Raw genomic sequence first — 23,910 nt, forward strand, 5'->3', positions numbered from 1 at the left:
TAGTGGCGGGGTCGCGGGCGATCAGCCGCAGGGGGTGAGGCGCGCGACGTCCTCCGAGAGGGTGGTGGGACCGCCGAGGAGGACGACCCGCTGAGCTCCCGACTTCGCGATGTCGGTCAGGACGGCGCGGGGCACGCAGTTCGTCGGCACGGCGAACAGCGGGCTGTTCGAGTAGCCCGCCGCCGTGGCTCCGGCGAGGGCGTCGGGGAAGTTCTCGCCCGTCGCCAGGAACACGGTCTTGGCCCTCGAGAAGGCTGCCCGGTTCAGCTGCTCCGAGGTGTCGTAGCGGTCGACTCCGCCGATGCGGGTGATCGTCGGCACCGGAAGCGAGTTCTTGATCCCCTCGCTCACCGACAGGGGGCTGCCCGCGATGGTGAGGTTCTGCACCTTGAGCTTCGAGAGGATGCCCTTCGTCACGGCGTCGGCCGTGCTGCCGGTGCCGTTCACGAGGACGACGGGCGCGTCGACGGAGCCGGCCGCGGCGCTCGCGCCGAGCGCGTCGGGGAACTTCTCGCCCGTGGCGAGCCAGGCCCGCGACGAGCCGCTCGGGAACGCGCTCTGGATGATGAGCCTGGACGTGTCGTAGCGGTCCTTCCCTCCGATGCGGTCCACCGTCGGCGAGTAGGACCTCAGCTGGTTCAGCAGGCCGTCGCCGACGCTCAGTGCGGAGCCGACCACGACGATCCTCGCCGGCTTGAGCCGGCTGAGCTCGTCGCGAACGGGCTGCGACATCGAGTCCCGGTCGACCAGGAGCAGCGGACCGCCCTGCTTGGCCGCGGCAGGGGCGGCGCTCAGGGCGTCGGGGAAGTTGGCGCCGGTCGCGATGTAGACGACCGGGACGTTCGTGCGGAAGACGGCCTTCGAGATCGCGACGGCGGTGCCCTGGCGGTCCGTGCCGGCCAGGCGCGAGACGTCGATCCCGGCCGACGTGCTCACGGACGAGCAGCCGAGATCCTTCCGGCCGGGGCCCCGGGAGTCGCCCGTGCCGACCCAGCGGTTCCAGTCGACGGAGTTGGCGGAGACGCAGACCTGGTAGGTGCCGGGTGCCGAGACGGGCGTGGTGGCGCCGAAGCCGTGGGCGCGGCCGGCGACGGAGTACTCGCCCGGGATGTCACCGCGGTCGCCGTTCGCGGTCTGCGTGCGGACCGTGCGGGTGCCGTCGGGGCCGGTCACCGTGACCGTCGTGGTCAGCGCGGCCTGCTGCGTCGTCGGGTCGACGGCCCAGCCGGACACGCTCAGGGTGCTGCCCGAGATGCGCGGGGCGTCGACGCGTCCCGCGGGGGCGATCCCGGCGTTGGCCAGGGTGCCGTTCGGGTTCCAGTCGCTGAAGAGGTACCAGAAGTTGATGTTGCCGTAGGTCGCGCAGGCCGCGTTGCCGGAGCCGGTGAGCGCGTAGTCGTTGGGCTGGTACGGCGTGTAGTAGTAGAGGTCGGCCGTGGCCTGGTTGCGGATGGTGACCGGCGAGGAGCCGCACGCGGTGCTCGGGTAGTAGGCGACGTTCGGCGTCGTGCCCGGAGCGTAGGTGGTGAAGTTCGAGCCGGAGCCGGGCGGGTTGGCGTAGCGCTTGAACTGGCGGGCCGCGCTGTAGACCTGCGTGAAGAAGCCCGCCGAGCCGGGGTCGCACGCCGCGGTGTCCGGGCAGTTGTAGCCGGTCGCCTTGGCGTAGTCCTCGGGGCTGGGCGTCGCGTCGGTGACGAGGCTCCGCTCCTTCTGCACGAGCACGACCAGGGCGAGCGGGTTGATGCCGCAGGCCAGGCCGACGCGCGTGAAGATCGAGGCCGACGACTCGCTGCCGGAGCCCTGGTAGGCGCTGCACATCGCGTCCGCCGCCTTGGACGGCGTCGCCTGCGAGAAGTTCTTGAGGCAGGGGGCGGTGCCGGCGGTGGAGCACGGGCTGCCCTTCTCGTTCAGGAGCGACTGCACCTGACCGGTGCTCAGCGCGTCCCCGTCGAAGAACTGGGCGTCGCTGACGATGAAGCCGGCGCGGAAGCTCTTCGTCTCCTCGGCGCTGTACTGCGTCGACTGGTCCGGGACGCCGAGGTCGGCGCGGTCGAGGGACGCGTCGAGAGCGCCGGTCTCGACCGAGACGGTCGACGGCGCGTCCTCGGCGGCGGAGGCGGAGGTGATCGGGACGAGGGCGGTGCCGAGCCCGACGGCGAGAGCGAGCGCGGCCGTGAGCAGGCGCGATGAGCGGTGGTGATTCCCCATGATCGCGAAGTCTACGAGGCGGTCGCAGGGCGTCCTGGCCCTCGTTCGGTGGTCGTGGCGCGTCGATCGCTCGATGTCGGAGGTGCGTGGTGTCATCGGCGGCATGGATCTCTCCTTCGTCCTCGGCCTGGTGGTCGGTGCGCTCCTCGCGGGAGTCGTGGCCGTCCTCCTCGCCCGCTCCCGCACGCCCGACGCCGCCCTCGCCCTCGACCTCGCGACGGCCCGCGCCCGCGCGGAGGGCCTGGAGGAGCGGCACGAGGCCGTCGTCGAGCAGCACCGCGAGCACCTCGGCTCCGCCCGCGACCAGATCCGCGAGCTCCAGGAGCAGCTGCGCGTCGTCGCCGAGCGCGAGCGGCACGACGCGCGCATCCTGCAGACCCTCTCCCCCGTCGCCGAGAGCCTGCGCGGCATGCAGGAGGCGGTCGGCCGGCTCGAGCGCGAGCGCGCCGCCCAGTTCGGGGCGATCACCGAGCAGCTCGAGGGACAGCGGGCGGCGGGCGAGCAGCTGCGCTCGACGACCGAGACCCTCGCGTCCGCGCTCCGCTCCACCACGAGCCGCGGCGCCTGGGGCGAGACGCAGCTGCGGAACGTCGTCGAGGCCGCCGGGCTCACCCAGCGGGTCGACTTCGACGTGCAGTTCGGGCTCGAGGGCGAGGCGGGCCGCGGCCGCGCCGACATGGTGGTCCGCCTGCCCGGCGGCAAGGCGATCGCGGTGGACGCCAAGGTGCCGTTCGACGCGTACCTGGAGGCGAGCGCGATCCCCGCGGGCGCCGGCGGCGAGGAGGAGGCGCGGCGCGCGGGGCTCCTGCGGGCGCACGTCCGCGCCCTCCGCGGCCACGTGGACGCGCTGGCCGCCCGCTCCTACTGGACCGGTCTCCCGGCGAGCCCCGAGTTCGTCATCGCGTTCGTGCCGAGCGAGCCGCTGCTCGCGAGCGCGCTCGACGCCGACCCGAGCCTGCTCGAGTACGCGTTCCGCAAGCGCGTCGCCCTCGCCTCGCCCGTGACCCTGTGGTCGGTGCTGAAGACCGTCGCCTACACCTGGCAGCAGGACGTGCTCACCGACGACGCCAAGCGCCTGCTCGACCTCGGCAAGACGCTCTACGCCCGTCTCGGCACCCTCGCCGACCACGCCGAGGGCCTGCGCCGCTCGCTCGAGAAGACGGTCGACTCCTACAACGCCTTCGCCGGCTCGCTCGAGAGCCGCGTGCTGGTCACCGCGCGCCAGTTCGACTCCCTCGACGAGTCGCGCGTCATCGCCCCGGTCGGAGGAGTCGCCTCCTCGCCGCGCCGCCTCACCGCCGTCGAGCTGCTCGCCGCGGACGACGAGTCCGAGCGGAGCGCGTAGGGTCCCGGGTCCTCGCTGAGCGAGCACCGGGCGTGCAGGCCGGGCGCGAGCGGCGCCGTCCATCCGGCTCGACACCCGGACGACCGCAGCTCGCGACGGCGCTCCACCTCCGCGGCTCGGCGGAGGAGCGCCCGCGAGGCGTCTCGAGACCCGCCGCGGCCCCGCCCGCTCGCCTCGGTGACCGGGGCCGGTGTCCTTCCGCGTCCCGCACGCCGAAACGCCGCCGCACTCGCCGAGGCGCCGTCAGCGGAGCGGCGTCTCAGCGGCGGGGCGGCGTCTCGGAGAGACAGTGACGGCCTAGACCCACTTCTCCGCGAGGTGCTGGGCGGTCACGCGGCGGATGGTGCCCGAGCGGGAGCGCAGCACGATGGACTCCGTCGTGATGACGTGGCCCTCCTTGCGCACGCCCTTCACGAGCCCGCCGTTCGTCACTCCGGTCGCGACGAAGTAGGTGTTGTCGCTGCGGACGAGGTCGTTGGCGTGGAGGACGCGATCGAGGTCGTGCCCGGCGTCGATGGCGCGCTGGCGCTCGTCGTCGTCCTTCGGGCGGAGGATGCCCTGGATCACTCCCCCGAGCGCGCGGATGGCGCAGGCGGTGATGATGCCCTCGGGCGTGCCTCCGGTGCCGACGCACATGTCGAGTCGGGAGTCGTGGCGAGCGGCGTTGATGCCGCCCGCGACGTCGCCGTCGAGCAGGAGGCGCGTGCCGGCTCCGGCCGCACGGATGTCCTCGATCAGCTGAGCGTGGCGCGGGCGGTCCAGCACCGCGATGCGCATCTCCTCGACGGGCTTGCGCTTGGCGCGGGCCAGGGCGCGGATGTTCTCGCCGATCGGGCGCTGGATGTCGATGATCCCGACGCCCTCGGGCCCGGTGACGATCTTCTCCATGTAGAACACGGCGGAGGGGTCGAACATCGCGCCGCGGTCGGCGACGGCGATCATCGAGAGCGCGTTCTGGCGCCCGGCCGCGGTCAGCGAGGTGCCGTCGATCGGGTCGACGGCGATGTCGGCGGCGGGCCCCGAGCCGTTGCCGACGTGCTCGCCGTTGAAGAGCATGGGCGCGTTGTCCTTCTCGCCCTCGCCGATCACGACGACTCCGTCGAAGTTCACGGTCCCGAGGAAGGTGCGCATGGCGTCGACCGCTGCGCCGTCGGCGGCGTTCTTGTCGCCCTTGCCGATGAAGGGCACGGCGCGGATCGCGGCGGCCTCGGTGGCGCGGACGAGCTCCATGCCGAGGTTGCGGTCGGGGTGGAGGTAGAGCGAGTCGTTGTCGATCACAGAGCGGAGTCCTTCGTCGTCGAGTTCGTGCACGTCGTCGCAGGACCCGCGGAGCGGATCCCCATCCCTGCCCGAAGCCTAGTCCAGGGCCCTCCACGGGCGGAGGGACCGCGGAGGGGCGCCTCGCTAGACTCGTCCGCGACGCGGGCCTCGCCCGACCCCCCTTCGTTCATCCGTCAAAGGAGATGCCATGCCCGTCGCTACCCCGGACCAGTACGCAGAGATGCTCGACAAGGCGAAGGCGGGCGGCTTCGCCTACCCGGCGTTCAACGTCTCATCGTCGCAGACGATCAACGCGGTCCTCCAGGGCCTCACCGAGGCGGGCTCGGACGGCATCATCCAGGTCACCACCGGAGGCGCGGACTACTTCGCCGGCCACACCGTGAAGAACCGCGCGGCAGGCGCGATCGCCTTCGCGAGGTTCGCGACCGAGGTCGCCAAGAACTACCCGGTCACGGTCGCGCTCCACACCGACCACTGCCCGCAGAACGCGCTCGAGGGCTTCGTCTACCCGCTGATCGCCGCCTCCGAGGAGGAGGTCAAGGCCGGTCGCGAGCCGCTCTTCCAGTCGCACATGTGGGACGGCTCCGCGATCCCGCTCGACGAGAACCTCGCCATCGCGAAGGAGATCCTCCCGCGCGTCAAGAACATCAACGCCATCCTCGAGGTCGAGATCGGCGTCGTCGGCGGCGAGGAGGACGGCGTCTCGCACGACATCAACGAGCACCTCTACACCACGCTCGACGACGCGATCGCGACCGTCGAGGCCCTCGGCTTCGGCGAGCAGGGCCGCTACATGGCCGCCCTCACCTTCGGCAACGTCCACGGCGTCTACAAGCCGGGCAACGTCCGACTGCGCCCGGAGCTGCTCCGCGAGATCCAGGACGGCCTGCAGGCGAAGTACGGCACCGGCGCGCTCCCCCTCGATCTCGTCTTCCACGGCGGCTCGGGCTCGACCGACGAGGAGATCGCCGAGGCGGTCCGCAACGGCGTCGTCAAGATGAACATCGACACCGACACGCAGTACGCGTTCAGCCGCTCCGTCGCGGACACCGTGCTGAAGAACTACGACGGCTTCCTCAAGGTCGACGGCGAGGTCGGCAACAAGAAGGTCTACGACCCGCGCTCGTGGGGCAAGATCGCCGAGACCGCGATGGCCGCGCGCGTCGCCGAGGCGACCCGTCAGCTCGGCTCGGCCGGGAACTCCGGGAAGTAGGGCACCGCTCCGTGACGAACGCACACGATCAGCCGGGCGACAGGCGTCCGGAGCCGCAGTACGGCGAGTACGCGCCGCCCGGCTGGTCGTGGCAGCCGCCGGAGGACGCCGTGGTCGTCCCCGACCCGAGGGGGTCGGAGACCGATCCGAGGCCCGCGACCGCTCCGGCCGCGAAGCCCGTCGCGCATCCCGTCGACCGCCTGCTCACGATCGTGCTGCTCGCGCTCGGCGTGTTCTTCGCCGTGCCGACGCTGCTCGATCCCTCGAGCTTCGCGACGACCCTCCAGGAGCTCTACCGCTCCCAGGGCATCGGCACCTACGCGTCGCCGGAGCTCGCACGGATCCTCGGCGTCGTGGTGGCGCTCGCGCAGTCGCTGATCGTCGCCTTCGCGGTGTGGATCTCGATCCGGCGGCTCCGCGCCGGCAAGCGCGCCGTGCTCGTCCCGATCCTCGGGATCGCGGCGACCGTGCTGCTCTCCCTGATCGTCGCGGCGATCGCCATCCTGGGCGACCCGACGTTCGCGGAGTACGTCACGCGCATGTCGGGCTCGCAGGGCGGCGCCGGCACCGACGTCTAGCGTCGATCCCCGTTCCACCGCACACGGAAGAGGCCGCCGCTCCCGAGGGAGGGCGGCCTCTTCCGTGTCCGGGCCGGAACGCTCTAGGCGCCCGCTCCCGCGCTGATGCGTCCACCGACGCCGCGGGCGTCGCGCTTGCCGGCGACGTCCTTGCGCAGCTCCTTGGGAAGCGAGAACATCAGGTCCTCCTCCGCCGTCTTGACCTCCTCGACATCGCCGTACCCGGCGGCGGCGAGGTCGTCGAGGACCTCCTGGACGAGCACCTCGGGCACCGAGGCGCCGCTGGTGACGCCGACGGTGCGGATGCCCTCGAGCCACTCCTGCTTGATCTCGCTGGCGTAGTCGACCCGGTAGGCGGCCTTCGCGCCGTACTCGAGGGCGACCTCGACGAGGCGCACGGAGTTGGAGGAGTTCGCGGAGCCGACGACGATGACCAGCTCGGCGCCCGCGGCGACCTTCTTGATCGCGACCTGGCGGTTCTGCGTGGCGTAGCAGATGTCGTCGCTCGGCGGGTCCTGCAGGTTGGGGAAGCGCTCGCGGAGGCGGCGCACCGTCTCCATCGTCTCGTCGACCGAGAGCGTCGTCTGCGAGAGCCAGACGACCTTGTCCGGGTCCTTCACGACGATGTTCGGCACGTCGTCGGGGCTGCCGACGAGGGTGACGTGATCGGGAGCCTCGCCCGCGGTGCCCTCGACCTCCTCGTGGCCCTCGTGGCCGATGAGGAGGATCTCGAAGTCGTCGCGCGCGAAGCGGACGGCCTCGCGGTGCACCTTCGTCACCAGGGGGCAGGTCGCGTCGATCGCCTGGAGACCGCGGTCGGCCGCGCCCTGGACGACGGCCGGTGAGACGCCGTGCGCGCTGAAGACGATGTGCGATCCCTCGGGCACCTCGTCGACCTCGTCGACGAAGATGGCACCCTGGCTCTCGAGCGTGGAGACGACGTGCACGTTGTGCACGATCTGCTTGCGCACGTAGACCGGGGCACCGTAGTGCTCGATGGCCTTCTCGACGGCGACGACCGCGCGGTCGACTCCGGCGCAGTAGCCGCGGGGCGCGGCGAGGAGGACGCGCTTGCGGCCCTCGACGGGGACGTCGCGCAGACGCCCTGTGGCGCGGGGCATGCGCGGCATGGGCAGGCTGATCGGGACTTGGCTCACCCCCTGATTCTACGTGGTGCATCCTGTGCCGGACCGTCCCGGTGTCGGACCCGTCCCGTACCGTTGTCGTCGCGGGAGGGCACTCCCGTTCCCCCCGTCCCTCCGAGCAGAGGCAGCGATGACCGACGCCCCACCCACCGCCGACGCACCCTGGCCGGTCGGCCTGCTCGCCAGCAAGATCAAGGGCTGGATCGAGCGCCTCGGCACCGCGTGGGTCGAGGGCGAGATCACCCAGTGGGGCGCGTCCGGCGGCAACGTCTACGGGAAGCTGAAGGACCTGTCCGGAGACGCGACGGTCGGCTTCACCGTCTGGTCGTCGGTGCGGAGCCGCCTCCCGGCCGACCTCAAGCAGGGCGATCGGGTCATCGCGCTGGTGAAGCCCAACTACTGGGTCAAGGGCGGCACGCTCTCGATGCAGGTCTTCGAGATGCGCCACGTCGGCCTGGGCGATCTGCTCGAGAAGCTCGAGCGGCTCCGCCGGCAGCTGGCGTCGGAGGGGCTGTTCGACGCCTCCCGCAAGAAGCCGCTGCCGTTCCTCCCGCACGGCGTGGGCCTCATCACCGGCAAGGACTCGGACGCCGAGAAGGACGTGCTGCGGAACGCGCAGCTGCGCTGGCCGGCGGTGCGCTTCCGGGTGGTCCACTCGGCCGTGCAGGGCGACCGGACGGTCCCGGAGGTGCTCTCGGCCCTGCGGACCCTCGAGGCCGACGACAGCATCGACGTGATCGTGATCGCCCGCGGAGGCGGCGACTTCCAGAACCTGCTCGGCTTCAGCGACGAGGCGCTCGTGCGCGCCGTCGCCGCCTGCTCCACTCCGGTCGTCAGCGCGATCGGCCACGAGGCCGACCGCCCGCTGCTCGACGACGTCGCCGACCTGCGCGCCTCCACTCCCACCGACGCCGCGAAGAGGGTCGTGCCCGACGTCTCCGACGAGCTGCTGCGCGTGCAGCAGGCCCGGCTGCGGATGACCGGCCGCGTGAGCGGGCTCGTCTCGCACGAGATCGACCGGCTCTCGCAGCTGCGCTCGCGGCCGGTGCTCGCCCAGCCGCACGTGCTGGTCGACCGGCACTCCGAGGAGCTGACCCGCTGGGTCGCGCGCGGCGCCGAGCTGGTGGACCGCCGCCTCGAGCGCGCGCACCTCGAGGTCGAGCGCCTGCACGGCCACCTGCGCGCCCTCTCCCCCCAGGACACCCTCGACCGCGGCTACGCGATCGTCCAGAACGCGGCCGGGCACGTCGTCCGGGCACCCGGCGACGCGCCGGCCGGCGGCGCACTCGTCCTCACGCTCGCGGAGGGGGCCGTCGGCGCCCGCTCCGAGGGGCCCACCGGCGATCCCGCCGGCCGGTCCTGAGCCCGCCGCGCCACCCGTCCCCCCTCAGCCCCGATCGATAGGATCAGACCCATGCCCGACTCCCCCGACGCCCCGGCGACCGACTCCGACGTCTCGGGATTCTCCTACGAGCAGGCGCGCGACGAGCTCGTCCGCGTCGTCTCCGAGCTCGAGCAGGGCAGCTCCACCCTCGAGCGCTCGCTCGCCCTGTGGGAGCGCGGCGAGGCCCTCGCCGCCCGCTGCGAGGAGTGGCTGATCGGAGCACGCGCCCGGCTGGACGCGGCCCGCTCCGGAGGGGCGGCCGCCGGATGAGCCGCGCGAAGCCCGCGCGGGTCGTCGCCGAGCTCGGGCGCCCGGAGACGGCGGCCGAGACGGCCGCACGCAAGGCCGAGAACTCCCGGCTCTACCGTCAGCGCAAGACGGTCAACAACCTCGTCTTCTCGCTGCTCGCGACCGTCGGCGCCGTAGCGCTCATCGTCCTGCTCGTCCCCCGCGGCGACACCGTGGAGCTCTCCTCGGTCGACGTCCCCCGCGTCGCCGCACAGGTCCAGCTGGGCGAGGAGCAGACGCTCGCCGTGCCCTCCCTGCCCGACGGCTGGAAGGCCAACGCGGCCGAGCTCCGCCGCGAGAACGGCACCGACTACTGGTACGTCGGCCTGATCACCCCGAAGGCGGGCTACATCGGCCTGAGCCAGGGGCTCGACGCGGACGCGGCCTGGGTCGCGACGCAGCTCGACCGCCGGGCGGCGACCGGCGTCGAGACGATCGACGGCCGCGACTGGACCGTCTACGACCACCGCGACTCCGGCGACGACACCGGCAACACGCCCTACGCACTCGAGACGACGGAGGGCTCCAGCACCTACCTCGTCTACGGCACGGCCCCGACGGACGAGATCCGCCTGGTCGTGGACGCCATCACCCCGCAGATCGGCCAGGAGGAGTCCCGATGAGCCTCGGAACCAGCAGCACCGTCCCCCGCGAGTCCCGCCCGCCGGCGTGGGTCTGGAAGGAGATGCTCCGCGGCAACCAGCGCTTCGTCGCAGGCGAGCCCCGCCACCCCCGCCAGGACGTCGAGCGCCGCGCCGAGCTCGCCGCCGCGCAGGCCCCGCTCGCCGCGCTCTTCGGCTGCAGCGACTCCCGCCTCGCGGCCGAGATCATCTTCGACCTGGGGCTCGGCGACCTCTTCGTCGTCCGCAACGCCGGCCAGGTGATCGCCGACTCCATCATCGGCTCGCTGGAGTACGGCGTCGCCGTCCTCGGCGTGAAGGTGCTGCTCGTGCTCGGCCACGACGAGTGCGGAGCGGTCCGGGCGGCGATCCAGTCGCAGGCGCCCGGCGCCGAGCGGCTCCCCCCGCACATCGAGCACCTGATCGAGCCGATCATCCCCGCGGTGCGCCGCCTCGTGGGCGCCCAGCCGGACGGCCGCGTGCTCGTCGACCCGTCGGCGACCGACGCGCTGGCCGTCGGCCGCGAGCACCTGCGCGACACGGTCGCCGAGCTGCTCCAGCGCTCCCCGCTGATCGCCGACGCTGTCGCGACCGGGCGGCTCGCCCTCGTGGGCGCCAACTACCGGCTCTCGGACGGCACCGTGATGTCCGATGTCGTGCTCGGCATCGATCCGCCCGAGCTCAGCCCCTACGTCTCCGAGCAGGAGCGCGACTCCGGCTCGGCCTCCTCCGCCGCCGCTCCGAGCGCGGTGGGATCGGATCCCGCGTGAGCGGCTCCGGACAGCACAGCACCAACCGATCAGACAAGGACGAACACAGCGTGGTGGATCACTCCCCGACCGACGACTCCGGCGACTTCCGCATCGAGCACGACACGATGGGCGAGGTGCGGGTCCCCCGCGACGCCCTCTACGCCGCGCAGACCCAGCGGGCGGTCGAGAACTTCCCGATCTCGGGTGCGGGGCTCGAGCCGGCCCAGATCGCGGCCCTCGCGCGCATCAAGAAGGCGGCGGCGCTGGCCAACGCCGAGCTGGGCGTGCTCGACGCCGACATCGCCACGGCGATCGCCGACGCGGCCGACCTCGTCGTCGGGGGCGGCTACGACGCGCACTTCCCGATCGACGTGTACCAGACCGGCTCGGGCACGTCCTCGAACATGAACATGAACGAGGTGCTGGGCTCGCTGGCGACCACGGCCCTCGGACGCACCGTGCACCCGAACGACCACGTCAACGCCTCGCAGTCCTCCAACGACGTGTTCCCCACCTCGGTCCACGTCGCCGTCACCGGCGCGCTCATCGAGTCGCTGATCCCCTCGCTCGAGCAGCTCGCCGAGTCGCTCGAGGTCAAGGCGGAGCAGTGGGCCGAGGTCGTCAAGGCCGGCCGCACCCACCTGATGGACGCCACCCCCGTCACGCTCGGCCAGGAGTTCGGCGGCTACGCCGCGCAGATCCGCCTCGGCATCGAGCGCGTGCAGTCGGCGCTCCCCCGCGTCGCCGAGGTCCCGCTCGGCGGCACCGCGGTCGGCACCGGGATCAACACCCCCGCCGGATTCCCGCAGAAGGTCATCGCGCGCCTCGCGGAGGAGACGGGCCTGCCCGTCACCGAGGCCCGCAACCACTTCGAGGCCCAGGGCGCGCGGGACTCGCTGGTCGAGGCCTCCGGAGCGCTGCGCGTGCTCGCGGTGAGCCTGACCAAGATCAACAACGACCTCCGCTGGATGGGCTCCGGCCCCAACACCGGCCTCGGAGAGCTGCGGATCCCCGACCTCCAGCCCGGATCCTCGATCATGCCCGGCAAGGTGAACCCGGTGATCCCAGAGGCCGTCCTCATGGTCTGCGCGCGCGTGATCGGCAACGACGCCACCATCGCCTGGGCGGGCGCCTCGGGCGCCTTCGAGCTCAACGTCGCGATCCCCGTCATGGGGACGGCGCTGCTGGAGTCGATCCGCCTGCTCGCGAACTCCGCCGTGCTGCTCGCCGACAAGACCGTCGACGGCCTCGAGGCCGACGTCGAGCACGCCCGCGCCCTCGCCGAGTCCTCCCCCTCGATCGTCACGCCGCTCAACAAGGTGATCGGCTACGAGGCCGCCGCCAAGGTCGCGAAGAACTCGGTCGCCAAGGGGATCACCGTCCGAGAGTCGGTCGTGGACCTCGGCTTCGTCGAGCGCGGCGAGGTGACGGAGGAGCAGCTCGACAGCGCCCTCGACGTCATGTCGATGACCCACCCCGGCTGAGCCCGGCCCTCCGACGGCCCGTCCCTGCGCTCGGCGCGGAGGCGGGCCGTCAGAGCACCAGCCAGAACCCCGTGAGCAGGAACGGTCCGAACGCGACCCGTCCGCGGACGCGCAGCACGAGCACCCACAGCCCTGCCACCGCGAAGCCGACAGCGGGCGCGGCGACGACCTGCTCGGGTCCGAGAGCCGCGAGCGGCGGTGCGAGGGCCGCCTGGAGCTTCACGTCGCCGAGGCCCAGCCCGCCCGCCGCATGCAGCACGCCCAGGCACAGCACCGTCGCGAGGACGGCGAGAAGCGTCCCCGCCGTGGGCGCGAGGACGGCTCCGACCACCAGCAGCGGGAGCGTGACCGCGTTCGGGAGCCGGTGCCCGCGCACGTCCGCCAGCACCAGCGGCACGCTCGCGAGCGCCACCGGGACGAGGCCGGGCGCCCGACCGAGGTGCGGGCCCCCGATCAGGAGGAGCACCAGGGCGCCGAGGAGCAGGGCGGCCCGGTCGAGCAGAGATCCGCGGAGCATCCGCCGAGACTAGGGGGCGACGCCCTCGGGGCGTCGGAGTTCTCCACAGGGCGGCCCGCCGGCGTGCTCGGGCGGCGGCGGGTCCCATCCCGGCCTCAGTCGTGCGGCGGCAGCGGTCCCAGCAGGAGCGACGCCCAGGCGCCGTGCGCCGACGCGTCGTCGGAGGGGTGGAACTGCCCGGCGAGCACGTCTCGGTGGAGGCGACCGAGCTCCGACCGGCGCTGGTACGCCGAGCCGCCCGCGATCCGGACGGCGCTCTCGACCACGCGGAGCGCTCCCTCCGTGGTGCGGATCTTCACCCCGACCAGCGAGGGGAACCAGCGCACGCCGCGGTCGACGAGCGCGTCCACGTCGGCCGCCGCCGAGCGCAGGGGCGCCTCGAGCCCGTCGAGCAGCATCCCGGTCTCAGCGACCCGGTGCCGCACCTCGGGGTCCTCCGCCAGTGGCCGCCCTCCCGCCCGGAGGGAGGTCCGTCGGCGGACGGAGGCGACGGCGAGCTCGAGCGCGCGCTGCGCGACACCGAGGTAGACCGAGGAGATCAGCAGCTCGAAGGCCGCGAAGACGGCGAAGACGAAGGGGTCGGCGGTCGGTCCGACGGGCAGCGAGCGGATCATCCGCTCGGCCGGGACGACGACGCCGTCGAGCACCGTCGTGCGGCTCTGGGTCGCCCGCATGCCGAGCGTGTCCCAGTCGTCGCGGACCTCGAGCCCGGCGACCGGCGAGTCCGGGCGCTCACGGTGCACGAAGCCGTGCACGAGCCGCGGCTCCGACCCGCTGTCGTCGCGGCCGAACACGCCGAGCCGCGTCCAAGCGGGCGCGAGGGAGGTGAAGACCTTCGTGCCGGTGAAGCGGTAGCCGCCGTCCCCGAGCGGCTCCGCCCGCGTCAGCGAGTCCGAGAGCACCAGGTCGTTGCCCGCCTCGCTGTTGCCGAAGGCGAAGACGTGACCCGCCGCGGCGTCGACGAGGACCGAGCGGAGGGAGTCGTCGCCCCGCTCGAGCAGGAGTCGCGCGATCCCGGTCCAGACCAGGTGCATGTTGACGGCGAGCGCGGTCGCGGGCGCGGCCGTCGCGAGGCGCTTCTGCTCGGCGGCCGCCTGCTCCAGGCCGAGGCCGGCACCGCCGAGCTCCTCGGGGACGAGCAGCGCCAGGTACCCGATCGAGCGCAGCTCCTCCAGGTCGTCCGCGCAGAACGCGTTGCGCTCGTCGTAGTCGGCCGCGCGGGTGCGGAAGCGCTCGAGGAGCGCATCGTCGAGGATGCTCACCCGTCCACGCTACGCCCCGGTGCCCTGCAGGGACGCGCCCGGCCCGGGGATCCTCGGATCCCACGGGCCGGACGCACGGCGAGCCCGTCAGGCGAGCTCGTTCGACTCCAGCATCTCGGTGACCAGAGCGGCGATCGCCGAGCGCTCGGAGCGGGTCAGCGTGACGTGCGCGAACAGCGGGTGGCCCTTCAGCGTCTCGATCACGGAGGCGACCCCGTCGTGCCGGCCGACCCGGAGGTTGTCGCGCTGCGCCACGTCGTGGGTCAGCACCACCCGGGAGTTCTGCCCGACCCGCGAGAGCACCGTGAGCAGGACGTTCCGCTCCAGCGACTGCGCCTCGTCGACGATCACGAACGCGTCGTGCAGCGAGCGCCCGCGGATGTGCGTGAGCGGCAGCACCTCGAGCATCCCGCGCTCGATCACCTCGTCGAGCACGTTCTGCGACACCAGCGCCCCGAGCGTGTCGAAGACCGCCTGCGCCCAGGGGTTCATCTTCTCGGCCGCGTCGCCGGGCAGGAAGCCGAGGTCCTGGCCGCCCACCGCGTAGAGCGGCCGGAAGACCATGATCTTCTTGTGCTGGCGCTTCTCCAGCACCGCCTCCAGGCCCGCGCAGAGCGCCAGCGCCGACTTGCCGGTGCCGGCCCGGCCGCCGAGCGAGACGATGCCGACCTCCGGGTCGAGCAGCAGGTCGATCGCGAGCCGCTGCTCCGCCGACCGCCCATGCAGGCCGAACACGTCCTTGTCGCCGCGGACCAGCGTGATCTGCCGCTTGCCGGTGACCCTCGCGAGAGCGGAGCCGCGGTCGGAGTGGACGACGAGCCCGGTGTTGACCGGGATGTCGGCCACGACGTCCGTGAAGAGCCGCTCGCGGTCGTAGAGCTCGCTCATCGCGTCGCCGCCGAGCGTCACGTCGTCCATGCCGGTCCAACCGGACTCGGGGGCCTGCTCGGCCAGGTACTCCTCCGCGGCGAGGCCGATGGAGGCGGCCTTCACGCGCATCGGCATGTCCTTGGACACGACGGTGACCGCGGCGCCCTCGCTCTGCAGGTTGAGCGCGACGGCGAGGATCCTCGCGTCGTTGTCGCCCATCTGGAGCCCGCTCGGCAGCACCGACATGTTCGAGTGGTTGAGCTCGACGCGGAGCGTGCCGCCCCGGCCGACGGCGATGGGGAAGTCGAGGCGCTCGTGCTGCACGCGCAGCTCGTCGAGGCGGCGCAGGGCCTGCCGGGCGAAGTAGCCGATCTCGGGATCGTTGCGCTTTCCCTCGAGCTCGCTGATGACGACGATCGGCAGCACGACGGCGTGCTCCGCGAACCGGAACATCGAGGAGGGATCCGACAGCAGCACCGAGGTGTCCAGGACGTAGGTTCGGAGGAGCTGATCGGCCGGATCCGAGGAGCCGTGCTGGACACGGCGGTGGACGCCGCCCTGCGTCCCGGTCTGCGGATCCATGCCCTGGGGAACTGTCACGACGACTCTCCACACTCCGGGGGCCGGAGCCCCCGGCTCATGTCCTCGAGCCGGTCTCATCGGTGCGTGTCGTGCACCGCGCAGTGTCCCTTCGGCGTCTGCGCGATGTCGAGCCGTACTTCTGTGGCCGTCTCGACCAGGCGCTGTACCTGATGACTCGAACCTAACCCGGCGAATGACATCCGTGTGCTTCTCACCGCTACGAATGTGTAACCAGCGTGTGAACGCGCGGAATCCGGCCTAGTAGTCGATGCTCGTGGCCGACGAGATCAGGGCGGCGCGGAGCAGCGCGAGGGTCGCGTCGGTGGTGCCGGCGTGCGCGCTGAAGCGGACGGTGCTCGGACGCAGGCGCGCGGTGACGCCGTGCGCGGCGAGGGAGGCCGCCAGCGGGGCCAGTTCCTCCGGCTCCGGCTCGACGACCACGATGCCGGCGCGCTCGTGCTCGCCGCGGGAGCCCACGACCGCCAGCCCGAACTCGTCCGCGAGGTCGACGATCGCGCTGACCCGCTCCGCCACGAGCGCGGCGATCGTCGACTGCCCGACCGCGGCGACCTCCTCCAGCGCCGACGCGAGCCGGGCCTGGGCGATCGGGTCCGGGTTGCTGATGCTGAAGGCGCGGGCGTCGCCGCGCGGCGGAGCCACCTCGTCCCACGGCTCCGCCTGCTCCGATCCCGTCCAGCCGGAGAGCACCGGGGTCAGCCGCGACAGCGCCCGCTCGCTGAGCGCGAGGAAGCCCGTCCCCCAGCCGGCGCGGAGCCACTTCTGGCCGCCGGTGACGACCACGTCCGCCAGCTCGTAGGGCGCGTCGACGACGCCGAAGCCCTGGATCGCGTCGAGGACGAGCATCCGGTCGCCGATCACGTCGCGGATCGCCGCGACGTCCGCGAGGTAGCCGGTGCGGGAGTCGACCAGGCTCACCGCGACGGTCGTCACGTCGTCCGTGAGCTGCTCGCGGACCGCCTCCGGCGTCACCCGTCCCTGCTCGGTCCGCAGCCAGCGGGGCTCCACCGAGCCGAGAGCCTGCGCCGAGCGCACCGCCGCGAACGGCAGGCTCGGGAACTCCGCGGCCGACAGCAGCACCGCGCCCGAGGCGCCGAACAGCGCGTGCAGGAGGCCGGTCGAGGTGTTGGGCTGGAAGACGACGCTGTCGGCGGGGACGCGCACGAGCGCCGCCGCCGCCTCCCGGACGCGCTCGTCCTGCCGGAACAGCTCGTCGAGGGTGCCGCTGCGCGCGCGCACCAGCAGCTCGACGGCCGCCTCCTGCTCGGCGGCGACGGTCGCCGAGAGCGGGCCCACCCGGCCGAAGTCGAGGTACCCGGTCTCCTCGCCGAAGCCGGCGAGGTAGTCCTCGGTCGTGGTGGAGGTGGCCTCGTTCGAGCTCATGCCGGCCCTTCCGGTCGGTGGTGCGGCAGGAGCCGCGAGGTCAGCTGCCGAAGCGGCGGTGCCGTCCGGCGTAGTCGCGGAGCGCGCGGAGGAAGTCGACCTCGCGGATGTCGGGGCCGAGCGCCTCCATGAAGTAGAACTCGCTGTGCGCGCTCTGCCAGAGCATGAAGTCGGAGAGGCGCTGCTCCCCCGAGGTGCGGATGACCAGATCGGGGTCGGGCTGCCCGCTGGTGTACAGGTGCTCGCCGATGAGCTCCGGGGTCAGCAGGCCCGCGACGTCCTCGATGGAGGAGCCGCGCTTGCCGTGCTCCTCCAGGATGCTCCGCACGGCCTGGGCGATCTCGTGCCGCCCGCCGTAGCCGACCGCGAGGTTGACGTGCAGGCCCGTGTGGGAGGCGGTGCGCGCCTCCGCCGTGTCGAGCGCGGCCACGAGCGAGGGCGGGAGGCCCTCGTCGGAGCCGACGTGCTGCACGCGCCAGTCGGGCTGCTGCGAGACCTCCTCGGCGAGGTCGGCGATGATCGCGATCAGCTCGGTCAGCTCGCTGCTGTCGCGGCCGACGAGGTTGTCCTGCGAGAGCAGGTAGAGGGTGACGTGGCGCACGCCGAGCTCGTCGCACCACTGCAGGAACTCGTGCACTTTGGCGGCGCCGGCCCGGTGGCCGTGCGCGGCGGTCTCGAGGGCCCGCTGCCGCGCCCAGCGCCGGTTGCCGTCGATGATCATCGCGACGTGGTTCGGCAGGGAGTCGGGAGGAAGGCTCGAGCGGAGGCGCTTCTTGTAGACGCCGTAGAGGAGGTCCCTTCCCACAGGCAGTCTCGGCTTCGGCACAGTGACACGGTAGTCGACCCGGGGCGCTCCTCGAAGCCCGGCGGCGCTCGGCGTCGGCCCGGGACGGCGTCGTAGTCTGTCCGGCATGAGCCAGCGGCCGACGCCTCCCCCGTCCGATCCCCGCGCCCGCACCGACCGCGGCGGAGACGCCGTCGGAGCGGACGGCCCGGACCTGCCCGCCCTCCCCCTCGTCGAGGACGCGATCGAGCACGACTCCTCGGCGGAGGTCCGGCCCACCTGGCGCGGCTGGATCCACGCCGGCCTCTTCCCGCTCGCGATCGTCGCCGGAGTGGTGCTGATCGTGGTCGCGGAGGGGACCGCGGCGAAGTGGGCGGCCGCGGTGTTCGCGACCACGTCGCTCCTGCTCTTCGGGAACTCCGCTCTGTACCACCGCTTCGACTGGAAGCCGCGGACGAAGATGATCCTCAAGCGGATCGACCACGCCAACATCTTCCTGCTGATCGCCGGCACCTACACGCCGCTGGCCGTGCTCGCCCTGCCGCCCGCGCAGGGCACGCTCCTGCTGGTCCTGGTCTGGGCGGGGGCGCTGCTCGGGATCGGCTTCCGCGTCTTCTGGATCGGGGCGCCGCGCTGGCTCTACGTGCCGCTCTACCTGCTGCTGGGCTGGGCGGCCGTGATGTACCTCGGTCCGCTCTTCGAGGCCAGCGCGACGATGATGGTGCTCGTCCTCGTCGGCGGGCTCTGCTACTCCGCCGGAGCCGTGATCTACGGGATCAAGAAGCCCAACCCGGTCCCGGGCGTCTTCGGCTTCCACGAGATCTTCCACGCGCTCACGGCCGTGGCGTTCCTCTGCCACTGGACGGCGGCGCTGATCGTCTCGCTCAACCCCGCGTACAACGCCTAGCGGGGCCGGGGCCCACCGGTGTGGGCCGGGCTCAGCCCTCGTTGCGCTCCGCCTCCTCGGCGTCGAGCCGCTCCTTCACCTGGGCGGTGTAGGTGGTGCGCCGCACGCGCCGGACCATGTCGAGCGCGAGGAGGACGGCGGCCAGAGCGATCACGAGCATCGTGATGAAGCCGAAGAGGCCCGGCGTGACCGTGTCCTCGTTGAACTCGGGACCCGGGGTCGGCACCGTCGTGGAGGCGAGGACGACGGCGCGCTGGGCGCCCTCGAGCAGCCCGGCGATCACGCGCGCACCTCGTCGGCGACGACGACGCCGGAGCCGTCGGGCTCCGGGGACACCGGGGCGTCCCCCGAGGGCTCGGGGTCGGGAGCGATCGGCGGGACGACCGCGGTCGGGCCCGGGGCGAGCTCGGCCAGGTCGAGACCGGCGAAGAGATCCGTCTCGGGCGTCGGCGCGTCGACCCGGCTCTCGACGAGCTGGAAGTCGTCGGTCGGCCAGGCGGCGTCGATCGCCTCGTGCGGGAGGAAGAAGAAGGCGTTGTCCGGAGCGACCTGGCTGGCGTGGGCGAGCAGCGCCGCATCGCGCCGATCGTGGAAGCCGGAGATCACGACCCGCGTGGTCGCGAGGTACGGGGTGTCCTCGTTCCAGCGCTTCATCTCCTCGAAGACCGACAGGCGCGGGTCCTCCGGGTCGATCGAGCGCAGGTGCTCGGCGATCGCCCGCAGCTTCTGGCCGCTGAAGACGCGGTCGTAGTACAGCTTCGAGATCGACCACGGAGCGCCCGTGCCCCGGTACTCCTCGGCGAGGCCCGCCGCGCGGTACGCGTCGACGGCGACCTGGTGGGCGCGGATGTGGTCGGGGTGCGGGTAGCCGCCGTTCTCGTCGTAGCTGATGATCACGTGCGGCCGGAACCGGCGGACCAGGCGCACGAGCGGAGCGGCGGCCGTGGCGAGCGGCAGGCCCGCGAACGAGGCGGCGTCGACCTTCCCGTCCTCGGGCATGCCGGAGTCAACGAAGCCGAGCCAGGCGTGCTCGACGCCGAGCGCCTCGCGAGCGGCCGCCATCTCGTACCGGCGGAGGCCGCCGATGTCGCGCTCGGCGTGCGCGCGGGCCTCGAGGCCCTCGTTCAGCACGGAGCCGGCCTCGCCTCCGGTGCAGGAGACGACCATGACCTCGGCGCCCCGCGAGGCGTAGGCGGCCAGCGTCGCCGCGCCCTTGCTCGACTCGTCGTCAGGATGGGCGTGCACGGCGAGGAGGCGCGGAGTGTCCCGCACCTCCGAATCGACGGAGACCTCGACGGCCTGGGACACGATCGCTCGATTCCTCGGGGTTTAATGGGATCGGCGCTCCCGTCCGCGGAGGACGCGCGCCACCCGTCCAGAGTAGACGCATCACCCAGGGAGTTCCGTGGCCGCCCGCACGTCCGAGAGCGTCGAGGGAGCCGCCGCGCCCGCGCTCGATCCGGACGCCGTCCGCGCCGCTGGACCCCTCGCCACCCGCTACGGCCGCACGACGCGCACCCGCCGCGGGAACCGCTGGCTCTTCGGCGGCGTCGCGCTCGCCTTCGTCGCCGTCTTCGCCGCCTGGGTCGTCTGGGCCGGCCTCGACGGAGCACGCGGCGGAGTGGACGTCCAGGACACCGCGCACCAGGTCGTCGACGACCGCACCGTCACCGTCTCCTTCGACCTCACCGCGCCCGTCGGCCGCGAGGTCGCCTGCGCGGTCCAGGCCCTCAACGAGCAGTCCGCCGTGGTCGGCTGGCTGGTCGTGGAGTACCCCGCCTCGACGGAGCGCTTCCGCTCCTACACGGAGACCGTCCGCACCACCGAGCTCGCGAACACAGGTTTGATCTCCTCCTGCTGGCTCCCGTAGGCTTGCCCGAAGCCCTGACGGACTCGTCGGGGCCTCGCCATTCCCACCGCCGCCTGACGCCGGCCGTCCCCACCGCCGGACGCGGAGACCTCCGCACGGTGCTGCCGGGCGCCGCGAGCGCGGCCCGCAGAGCAGGAGCCCACCATGGCCGACCAGTCACAGGTGACCTGGATGACCCAGGAGTCGTACGACCGCCTCGAGGCGGAGCTCACCGAGCTGTCCACCAACGGACGCGAGGAGATCGCCAAGCGCATCGAGGTCGCCCGCGAGGAGGGCGACCTGAAGGAGAACGGCGGCTACCACGCCGCGAAGGACGAGCAGGGCAAGATCGAGGCCCGCATCCGCCAGTTGACCTCCCTCCTCCGCGAAGCCGAGATCGGCACGCCCCCCGAGAGCCACGGAGTCGTCGAGGCCGGCACCATCATCACCGCCGAGATCGCCGGCGACGAGTCCCGCTTCCTCCTCGGCAACCGCGAGATGGCGGGCGAGAGCGACCTCGACGTCTACAGCCCCCAGAGCCCCCTCGGATCGGCGATCATGGGCCTGAACGTCGGCGACACCGCCCGCTTCACGGCACCCAACGGGCGGGAGATCGAGGTCCGCGTCGCCAACGTCGAGACCTGGTCCGGCCACTGATCGCACGTCGCGGCGCTCTCCGCGGCGTTGTCGTCGGGCGCGATACCGCCGGTATCGCTTCCTCCTCCGCCTTGCGGAGAACGCCGCGACGCACGATCAGCCCTCTCCAGACGGGGGGCGCCGGCTTCGCGGCGACAGCGTCGGGCGCGATACCGCCGGTACCGGCTTCCTCCTCCGCCTTGCGGAGAACGCCGCGACACACGATCAGCCCTCTCCAGACGGAGGGCGCCGGCTTCGCGGCGACAGCGTCGGGCGCGACACCGCCGGTACCGCTTCCTCCTCCGCCTTGCGGAGAGCGCTGTGACGCACGATCAGCCCTCTCCGAACGGGAGCGCCGCGCAGGCTTCGCGGCGACGGCGAGGGCGCGAGATCGCCGGTACCGGCTTTGTCCTCCGCTCTGCGGAGAACACCGCGGCGCCCACAGGCGGTCAGTTGCGGGAGATGCGGGGGGCGTAGCCGGCGTCGGTGAGGACCTGGATGACGCGGTCGGCATGCTCGGGGCCGCGGGTCTCGACGCTGATCTCGATCTCGACCTCGCTGATCTGCAGGCCCCGGCCGTGTCGGGTGTGCAGCACCTCGACCACGTTCGCGTTCGCCTCCGAGATGAGCTCCGCGATGCGCGACAGCTGCCCCGGACGATCCGGCAGCCCGATGCTCATCTTGAGGTAGCGCTCCGACGCGGCCAGGCCCCGGCTGATCACCCGCTCCATCATCAGCGGATCGATGTTGCCGCCCGACAGGATGACCGCGGTCGCTCCGGCGTCGCGGATCTTCCCCGTCAGGATCGCCGCGATGCCCACCGCGCCCGCGGGCTCCACCACGAGCTTCGCCCGCTCCAGCAGCACCAGCAGAGCCCGGGCGATGTCGTCGTCCTCGACGGTGACGACCTCGTCCACCATCTCGCGGACGATCGCGAAGTTCAGCTGCCCCGGCTTCGCCACGGCGATGCCGTCGGCGATCGTCGGAGAGATCGTGATCGCGGTCGGCTCGCCGCTCGCGAGCGAGAGGGGGTACGGCGCCGCGTTGGCCGCCTGCACGCCGATGACGCGGAGCGTGCGCCCCTCCTCGGCCGCCTTCTGCTTGGCCGCCGATGCGACCCCGGCGATGAGGCCGCCCCCGCCGATGGGCACCACGATGGTCTCGACGGCGGGGGCCTGCTCGAGGATCTCGAGGCCGACCGTGCCCTGCCCGGTGATCACGTCGGGGTGGTCGTAGGGTGGAACGAAGACCGCGCCGGTGCGCTCGGCGAACTCCGCCGCCGCCGCGAGCGCCTCGTTGAAGATGTGCCCGCTCAGCACCACGTCCGCGCCGTAGTCGCGGGTGGCCGCGAGCTTGGGCAGCGCGACGCCGATCGGCATGAAGATCGTGGCCTTGATCCCCAGCTCCCGCGCCGCGTAGGCGACGCCCTGCGCGTGGTTGCCGGCCGAGGCCGCCACGACTCCGCGGGCCCGCTCCTCCGGGGTGAGCCGCGACATTCGGAACACGGCTCCGCGGATCTTGTAGGAGCCGGTGCGCTGGAGGTTCTCGCACTTGAGGAACACGGGCGAGCCGAGGACCTGCGCGAGGAAGGTGCTCGTCTCCATGGGGGTGGCGGCGATGACGGGGGCGAGGACGGCGCGGGCCGCCTCGAACTCGTGGAGGGCGGGTCCGACGACGCGGCTAGTCTGCATGCTCTGCGGCAACTCTCTCGGGGGTTCGGGTCGGCGAGCGCCAGGCTCCGCTCGCGACGTACTTGACCATGACGTTGAGCGTGGCCACGACGGGCACCGCGAAGAAGGCGCCGGCGATGCCGCCGATGATCGAGCCTCCTGCCACCGCGAGCACGACGGCCAGCGGGTGGACCTTGACCGCCGACCCCATGATCAGCGGCTGGAGGATGTGGCCCTCGAGCTGCTGCACCGCGAGGACGACGATCAGCAGGAAGAGCGCGATCAGCGGTCCGTTGTAGACCAGCGCGATGAAGACGGCCAGCGCCCCGGTCACCACGGCGCCGATGACCGGCACGAAGGAGCCGAGGAAGACGAGCACGCCGATCGGGATGGCCAGCGGGACGCCGAGGAGGAAGGAGCCGAGGCCGATGCCGACCGCGTCGACGAAGGCGACCAGGATCTGCACCTTCACGAAGTTGGTCAGCGTCACCCACCCCGCGCGGCCGGCGCCGTCGACGGCTCCGCGGGCGCGGCGCGGGAAGAGGCGGACGACCCAGCTCCAGATGTTCGGCCCGTCGATGAGGATGAACAGCGTCGAGAAGAGGGTGAGCAGCACGCCCGTCAGCAGGTGGCCGACGGTCGAGCCGACGCTGAGCGCGCCGCTGACCAGCATCCCCGAGTCCTGCTGCAGGGCCGTGAGGGCCTGCTGCGCGTACTGGTTGATGTCGGTCTCGGTGAGGTGGAGCGGCGACTCGAGGAGGAAGGCCTTGAAGTCGTCGTAGGACTGCACCGTCTGCCGGCTGAGATCGTCGAAGCCGGAGTAGACCTGGGTGACGACGAGGAAGAGGAGCCCGCCGATCACCACGACGATCCCCAGCTCCGCCAGGACGACGGCGGCCCACTTGGGCCAGCGGTGGCGCTGGAGGAAGCTCGAGAACGGCACGAGCAGGGCGGCGATCACGATCGCGAGCAGGAGCGGGATGACGATCAGCCGCAGCTCGATGACGAGCAGCACCAGCACCGCGAGCGCCGCGACCACGACGAGGACGCGCCAGGCCCAGGCGCCGGCGATGCGCATCCCGTCGCTCACGAAGGCCGAATCGGCGACGGGAGCGGGCCGGGAGGGGGCGGCCG

At 72.4% G+C, this 23,910-nt stretch carries 23 protein-coding genes; 11 read left to right on the forward strand and 12 right to left on the reverse strand.

Annotated features, from left to right (window positions below; translation table 11 throughout):
- Positions 1–21: 21 nt before the first annotated feature.
- Positions 22–2,208, reverse strand: a complete 2,187-nt coding sequence (locus C5C95_RS04680; protein WP_181125557.1) for a cell wall-binding repeat-containing protein — start codon at positions 2,206–2,208, stop codon at positions 22–24.
- Positions 2,209–2,311: 103 nt separating this feature from the next.
- Between C5C95_RS04680 and C5C95_RS04685 the strand changes: the two genes are divergently transcribed.
- Complete coding sequence (locus C5C95_RS04685) at positions 2,312–3,553, forward strand: DNA recombination protein RmuC (protein WP_219812324.1); 1,242 nt, start codon at positions 2,312–2,314, stop codon at positions 3,551–3,553.
- A gap of 297 nt (positions 3,554–3,850) precedes the next feature.
- On the opposite strand, the gene glpX is transcribed toward C5C95_RS04685, so the two are convergent.
- Entirely contained in the window at positions 3,851–4,783 is a 933-nt protein-coding gene (gene glpX / locus C5C95_RS04690; protein WP_097165697.1) for a class II fructose-bisphosphatase, read from the reverse strand.
- 238 nt (positions 4,784–5,021) lie between these two features.
- Here glpX and fbaA point away from each other — a divergent pair, with 238 nt between their 5' ends.
- Both fbaA and C5C95_RS04700 read left to right on the forward strand, forming a co-directional pair.
- Complete coding sequence (gene fbaA / locus C5C95_RS04695) at positions 5,022–6,047, forward strand: class II fructose-bisphosphate aldolase (protein WP_104224414.1); 1,026 nt, start codon at positions 5,022–5,024, stop codon at positions 6,045–6,047.
- Positions 6,048–6,058: 11 nt separating this feature from the next.
- Positions 6,059–6,625 (forward strand): DUF6264 family protein, encoded by a 567-nt coding sequence (locus C5C95_RS04700; protein ID WP_104224415.1) that lies wholly within the window; start codon positions 6,059–6,061, stop codon positions 6,623–6,625.
- Between the two features lie 83 nt (positions 6,626–6,708).
- On the opposite strand, the gene C5C95_RS04705 is transcribed toward C5C95_RS04700, so the two are convergent.
- Positions 6,709–7,755 carry a 4-hydroxy-3-methylbut-2-enyl diphosphate reductase gene (locus C5C95_RS04705; RefSeq protein WP_104225527.1) on the reverse strand — a complete coding sequence of 349 codons (1,047 nt, stop codon included), beginning with the start codon at positions 7,753–7,755 and terminating at the stop codon, positions 6,709–6,711.
- A 145-nt stretch (positions 7,756–7,900) separates the two neighbouring features.
- Between C5C95_RS04705 and xseA the strand changes: the two genes are divergently transcribed.
- The 5 genes from xseA to C5C95_RS04730 are packed head-to-tail and all read left to right on the forward strand — an operon-like array spanning position 7,901 to position 12,298.
- The gene (xseA, locus tag C5C95_RS04710; protein WP_104323916.1) at positions 7,901–9,133 is read left to right on the forward strand and encodes an exodeoxyribonuclease VII large subunit; all 1,233 of its coding nucleotides are present in this window, start codon (positions 7,901–7,903) and stop codon (positions 9,131–9,133) included.
- Positions 9,134–9,184: 51 nt separating this feature from the next.
- Positions 9,185–9,424, forward strand: a complete 240-nt coding sequence (locus tag C5C95_RS04715) for an exodeoxyribonuclease VII small subunit (protein WP_104224418.1) — start codon at positions 9,185–9,187, stop codon at positions 9,422–9,424.
- Positions 9,421–10,065: a DUF4245 domain-containing protein gene (locus C5C95_RS04720; RefSeq protein ID WP_104232761.1), complete on the forward strand. Its 645-nt coding sequence runs from the start codon at positions 9,421–9,423 to the stop codon at positions 10,063–10,065. The genes C5C95_RS04715 and C5C95_RS04720 overlap by 4 nt, the downstream gene beginning before the upstream one ends.
- A complete protein-coding gene (locus C5C95_RS04725) occupies positions 10,062–10,832 on the forward strand; it encodes a carbonic anhydrase (RefSeq protein ID WP_219812624.1) in 771 nt (256 codons plus the stop codon). The genes C5C95_RS04720 and C5C95_RS04725 overlap by 4 nt, the downstream gene beginning before the upstream one ends.
- Before the next feature lie 50 nt (positions 10,833–10,882).
- Positions 10,883–12,298: an aspartate ammonia-lyase gene (locus tag C5C95_RS04730; RefSeq protein ID WP_104224420.1), complete on the forward strand. Its 1,416-nt coding sequence runs from the start codon at positions 10,883–10,885 to the stop codon at positions 12,296–12,298.
- Positions 12,299–12,347: 49 nt separating this feature from the next.
- On the opposite strand, the gene C5C95_RS04735 is transcribed toward C5C95_RS04730, so the two are convergent.
- The 5 genes from C5C95_RS04735 to C5C95_RS04755 all read right to left on the reverse strand — a co-directional run bounded on the left by C5C95_RS04735 (position 12,348) and on the right by C5C95_RS04755 (position 17,735).
- Positions 12,348–12,815 (reverse strand): prepilin peptidase, encoded by a 468-nt coding sequence (locus tag C5C95_RS04735; RefSeq protein ID WP_104317613.1) that lies wholly within the window; start codon positions 12,813–12,815, stop codon positions 12,348–12,350.
- A gap of 95 nt (positions 12,816–12,910) precedes the next feature.
- The gene (locus C5C95_RS04740; protein WP_104323917.1) at positions 12,911–14,077 is read right to left on the reverse strand and encodes an acyl-CoA dehydrogenase family protein; all 1,167 of its coding nucleotides are present in this window, start codon (positions 14,075–14,077) and stop codon (positions 12,911–12,913) included.
- 87 nt (positions 14,078–14,164) lie between these two features.
- Positions 14,165–15,529: a PhoH family protein gene (locus C5C95_RS04745; RefSeq protein WP_104224423.1), complete on the reverse strand. Its 1,365-nt coding sequence runs from the start codon at positions 15,527–15,529 to the stop codon at positions 14,165–14,167.
- 258 nt (positions 15,530–15,787) lie between these two features.
- Positions 15,788–16,930 carry an aminotransferase class V-fold PLP-dependent enzyme gene (locus C5C95_RS04750; RefSeq protein ID WP_104323918.1) on the reverse strand — a complete coding sequence of 381 codons (1,143 nt, stop codon included), beginning with the start codon at positions 16,928–16,930 and terminating at the stop codon, positions 15,788–15,790.
- Positions 16,931–16,970: 40 nt separating this feature from the next.
- The gene (locus C5C95_RS04755) at positions 16,971–17,735 is read right to left on the reverse strand and encodes an isoprenyl transferase (RefSeq protein ID WP_279630826.1); all 765 of its coding nucleotides are present in this window, start codon (positions 17,733–17,735) and stop codon (positions 16,971–16,973) included.
- A gap of 106 nt (positions 17,736–17,841) precedes the next feature.
- Here C5C95_RS04755 and C5C95_RS04760 point away from each other — a divergent pair, with 106 nt between their 5' ends.
- Positions 17,842–18,621, forward strand: coding sequence for a hemolysin III family protein (locus C5C95_RS04760; RefSeq protein WP_104323919.1), 780 nt, complete (start codon positions 17,842–17,844; stop codon positions 18,619–18,621).
- Positions 18,622–18,652: 31 nt separating this feature from the next.
- Here C5C95_RS04760 and C5C95_RS04765 read toward each other — a convergent pair whose 3' ends face one another.
- Entirely contained in the window at positions 18,653–18,904 is a 252-nt protein-coding gene (locus tag C5C95_RS04765) for a hypothetical protein (protein ID WP_258063166.1), read from the reverse strand.
- Positions 18,901–19,929, reverse strand: coding sequence for a mycothiol conjugate amidase Mca (gene mca, locus C5C95_RS04770; RefSeq protein ID WP_258072622.1), 1,029 nt, complete (start codon positions 19,927–19,929; stop codon positions 18,901–18,903). Before mca ends, C5C95_RS04765 begins: the two co-directional genes overlap by 4 nt.
- Before the next feature lie 97 nt (positions 19,930–20,026).
- Here mca and C5C95_RS04775 point away from each other — a divergent pair, with 97 nt between their 5' ends.
- On the forward strand, positions 20,027–20,491 hold the full coding sequence (locus tag C5C95_RS04775) for a DUF4307 domain-containing protein (protein ID WP_104224427.1): 465 nt from the start codon (positions 20,027–20,029) through the stop codon (positions 20,489–20,491).
- A 144-nt stretch (positions 20,492–20,635) separates the two neighbouring features.
- Entirely contained in the window at positions 20,636–21,127 is a 492-nt protein-coding gene (greA, locus tag C5C95_RS04780) for a transcription elongation factor GreA (protein ID WP_104225519.1), read from the forward strand.
- A 428-nt stretch (positions 21,128–21,555) separates the two neighbouring features.
- Here the strand turns inward: greA and ilvA are convergent, their stop codons facing one another.
- Together ilvA and C5C95_RS04790 are read right to left on the reverse strand one after the other, a co-directional pair.
- Entirely contained in the window at positions 21,556–22,797 is a 1,242-nt protein-coding gene (ilvA, locus tag C5C95_RS04785) for a threonine ammonia-lyase (RefSeq protein WP_104224429.1), read from the reverse strand.
- Positions 22,787–23,910 (reverse strand): AI-2E family transporter (locus C5C95_RS04790; protein ID WP_258072623.1); only part of this gene is annotated, 1,124 nt, incomplete at its 5' end. The genes ilvA and C5C95_RS04790, both read right to left, overlap by 11 nt.

Origin of the sequence: Rathayibacter sp. AY1B7, assembly GCF_002932735.1 — a bacterium.
Taxonomy (GTDB): domain Bacteria; phylum Actinomycetota; class Actinomycetes; order Actinomycetales; family Microbacteriaceae; genus Rathayibacter.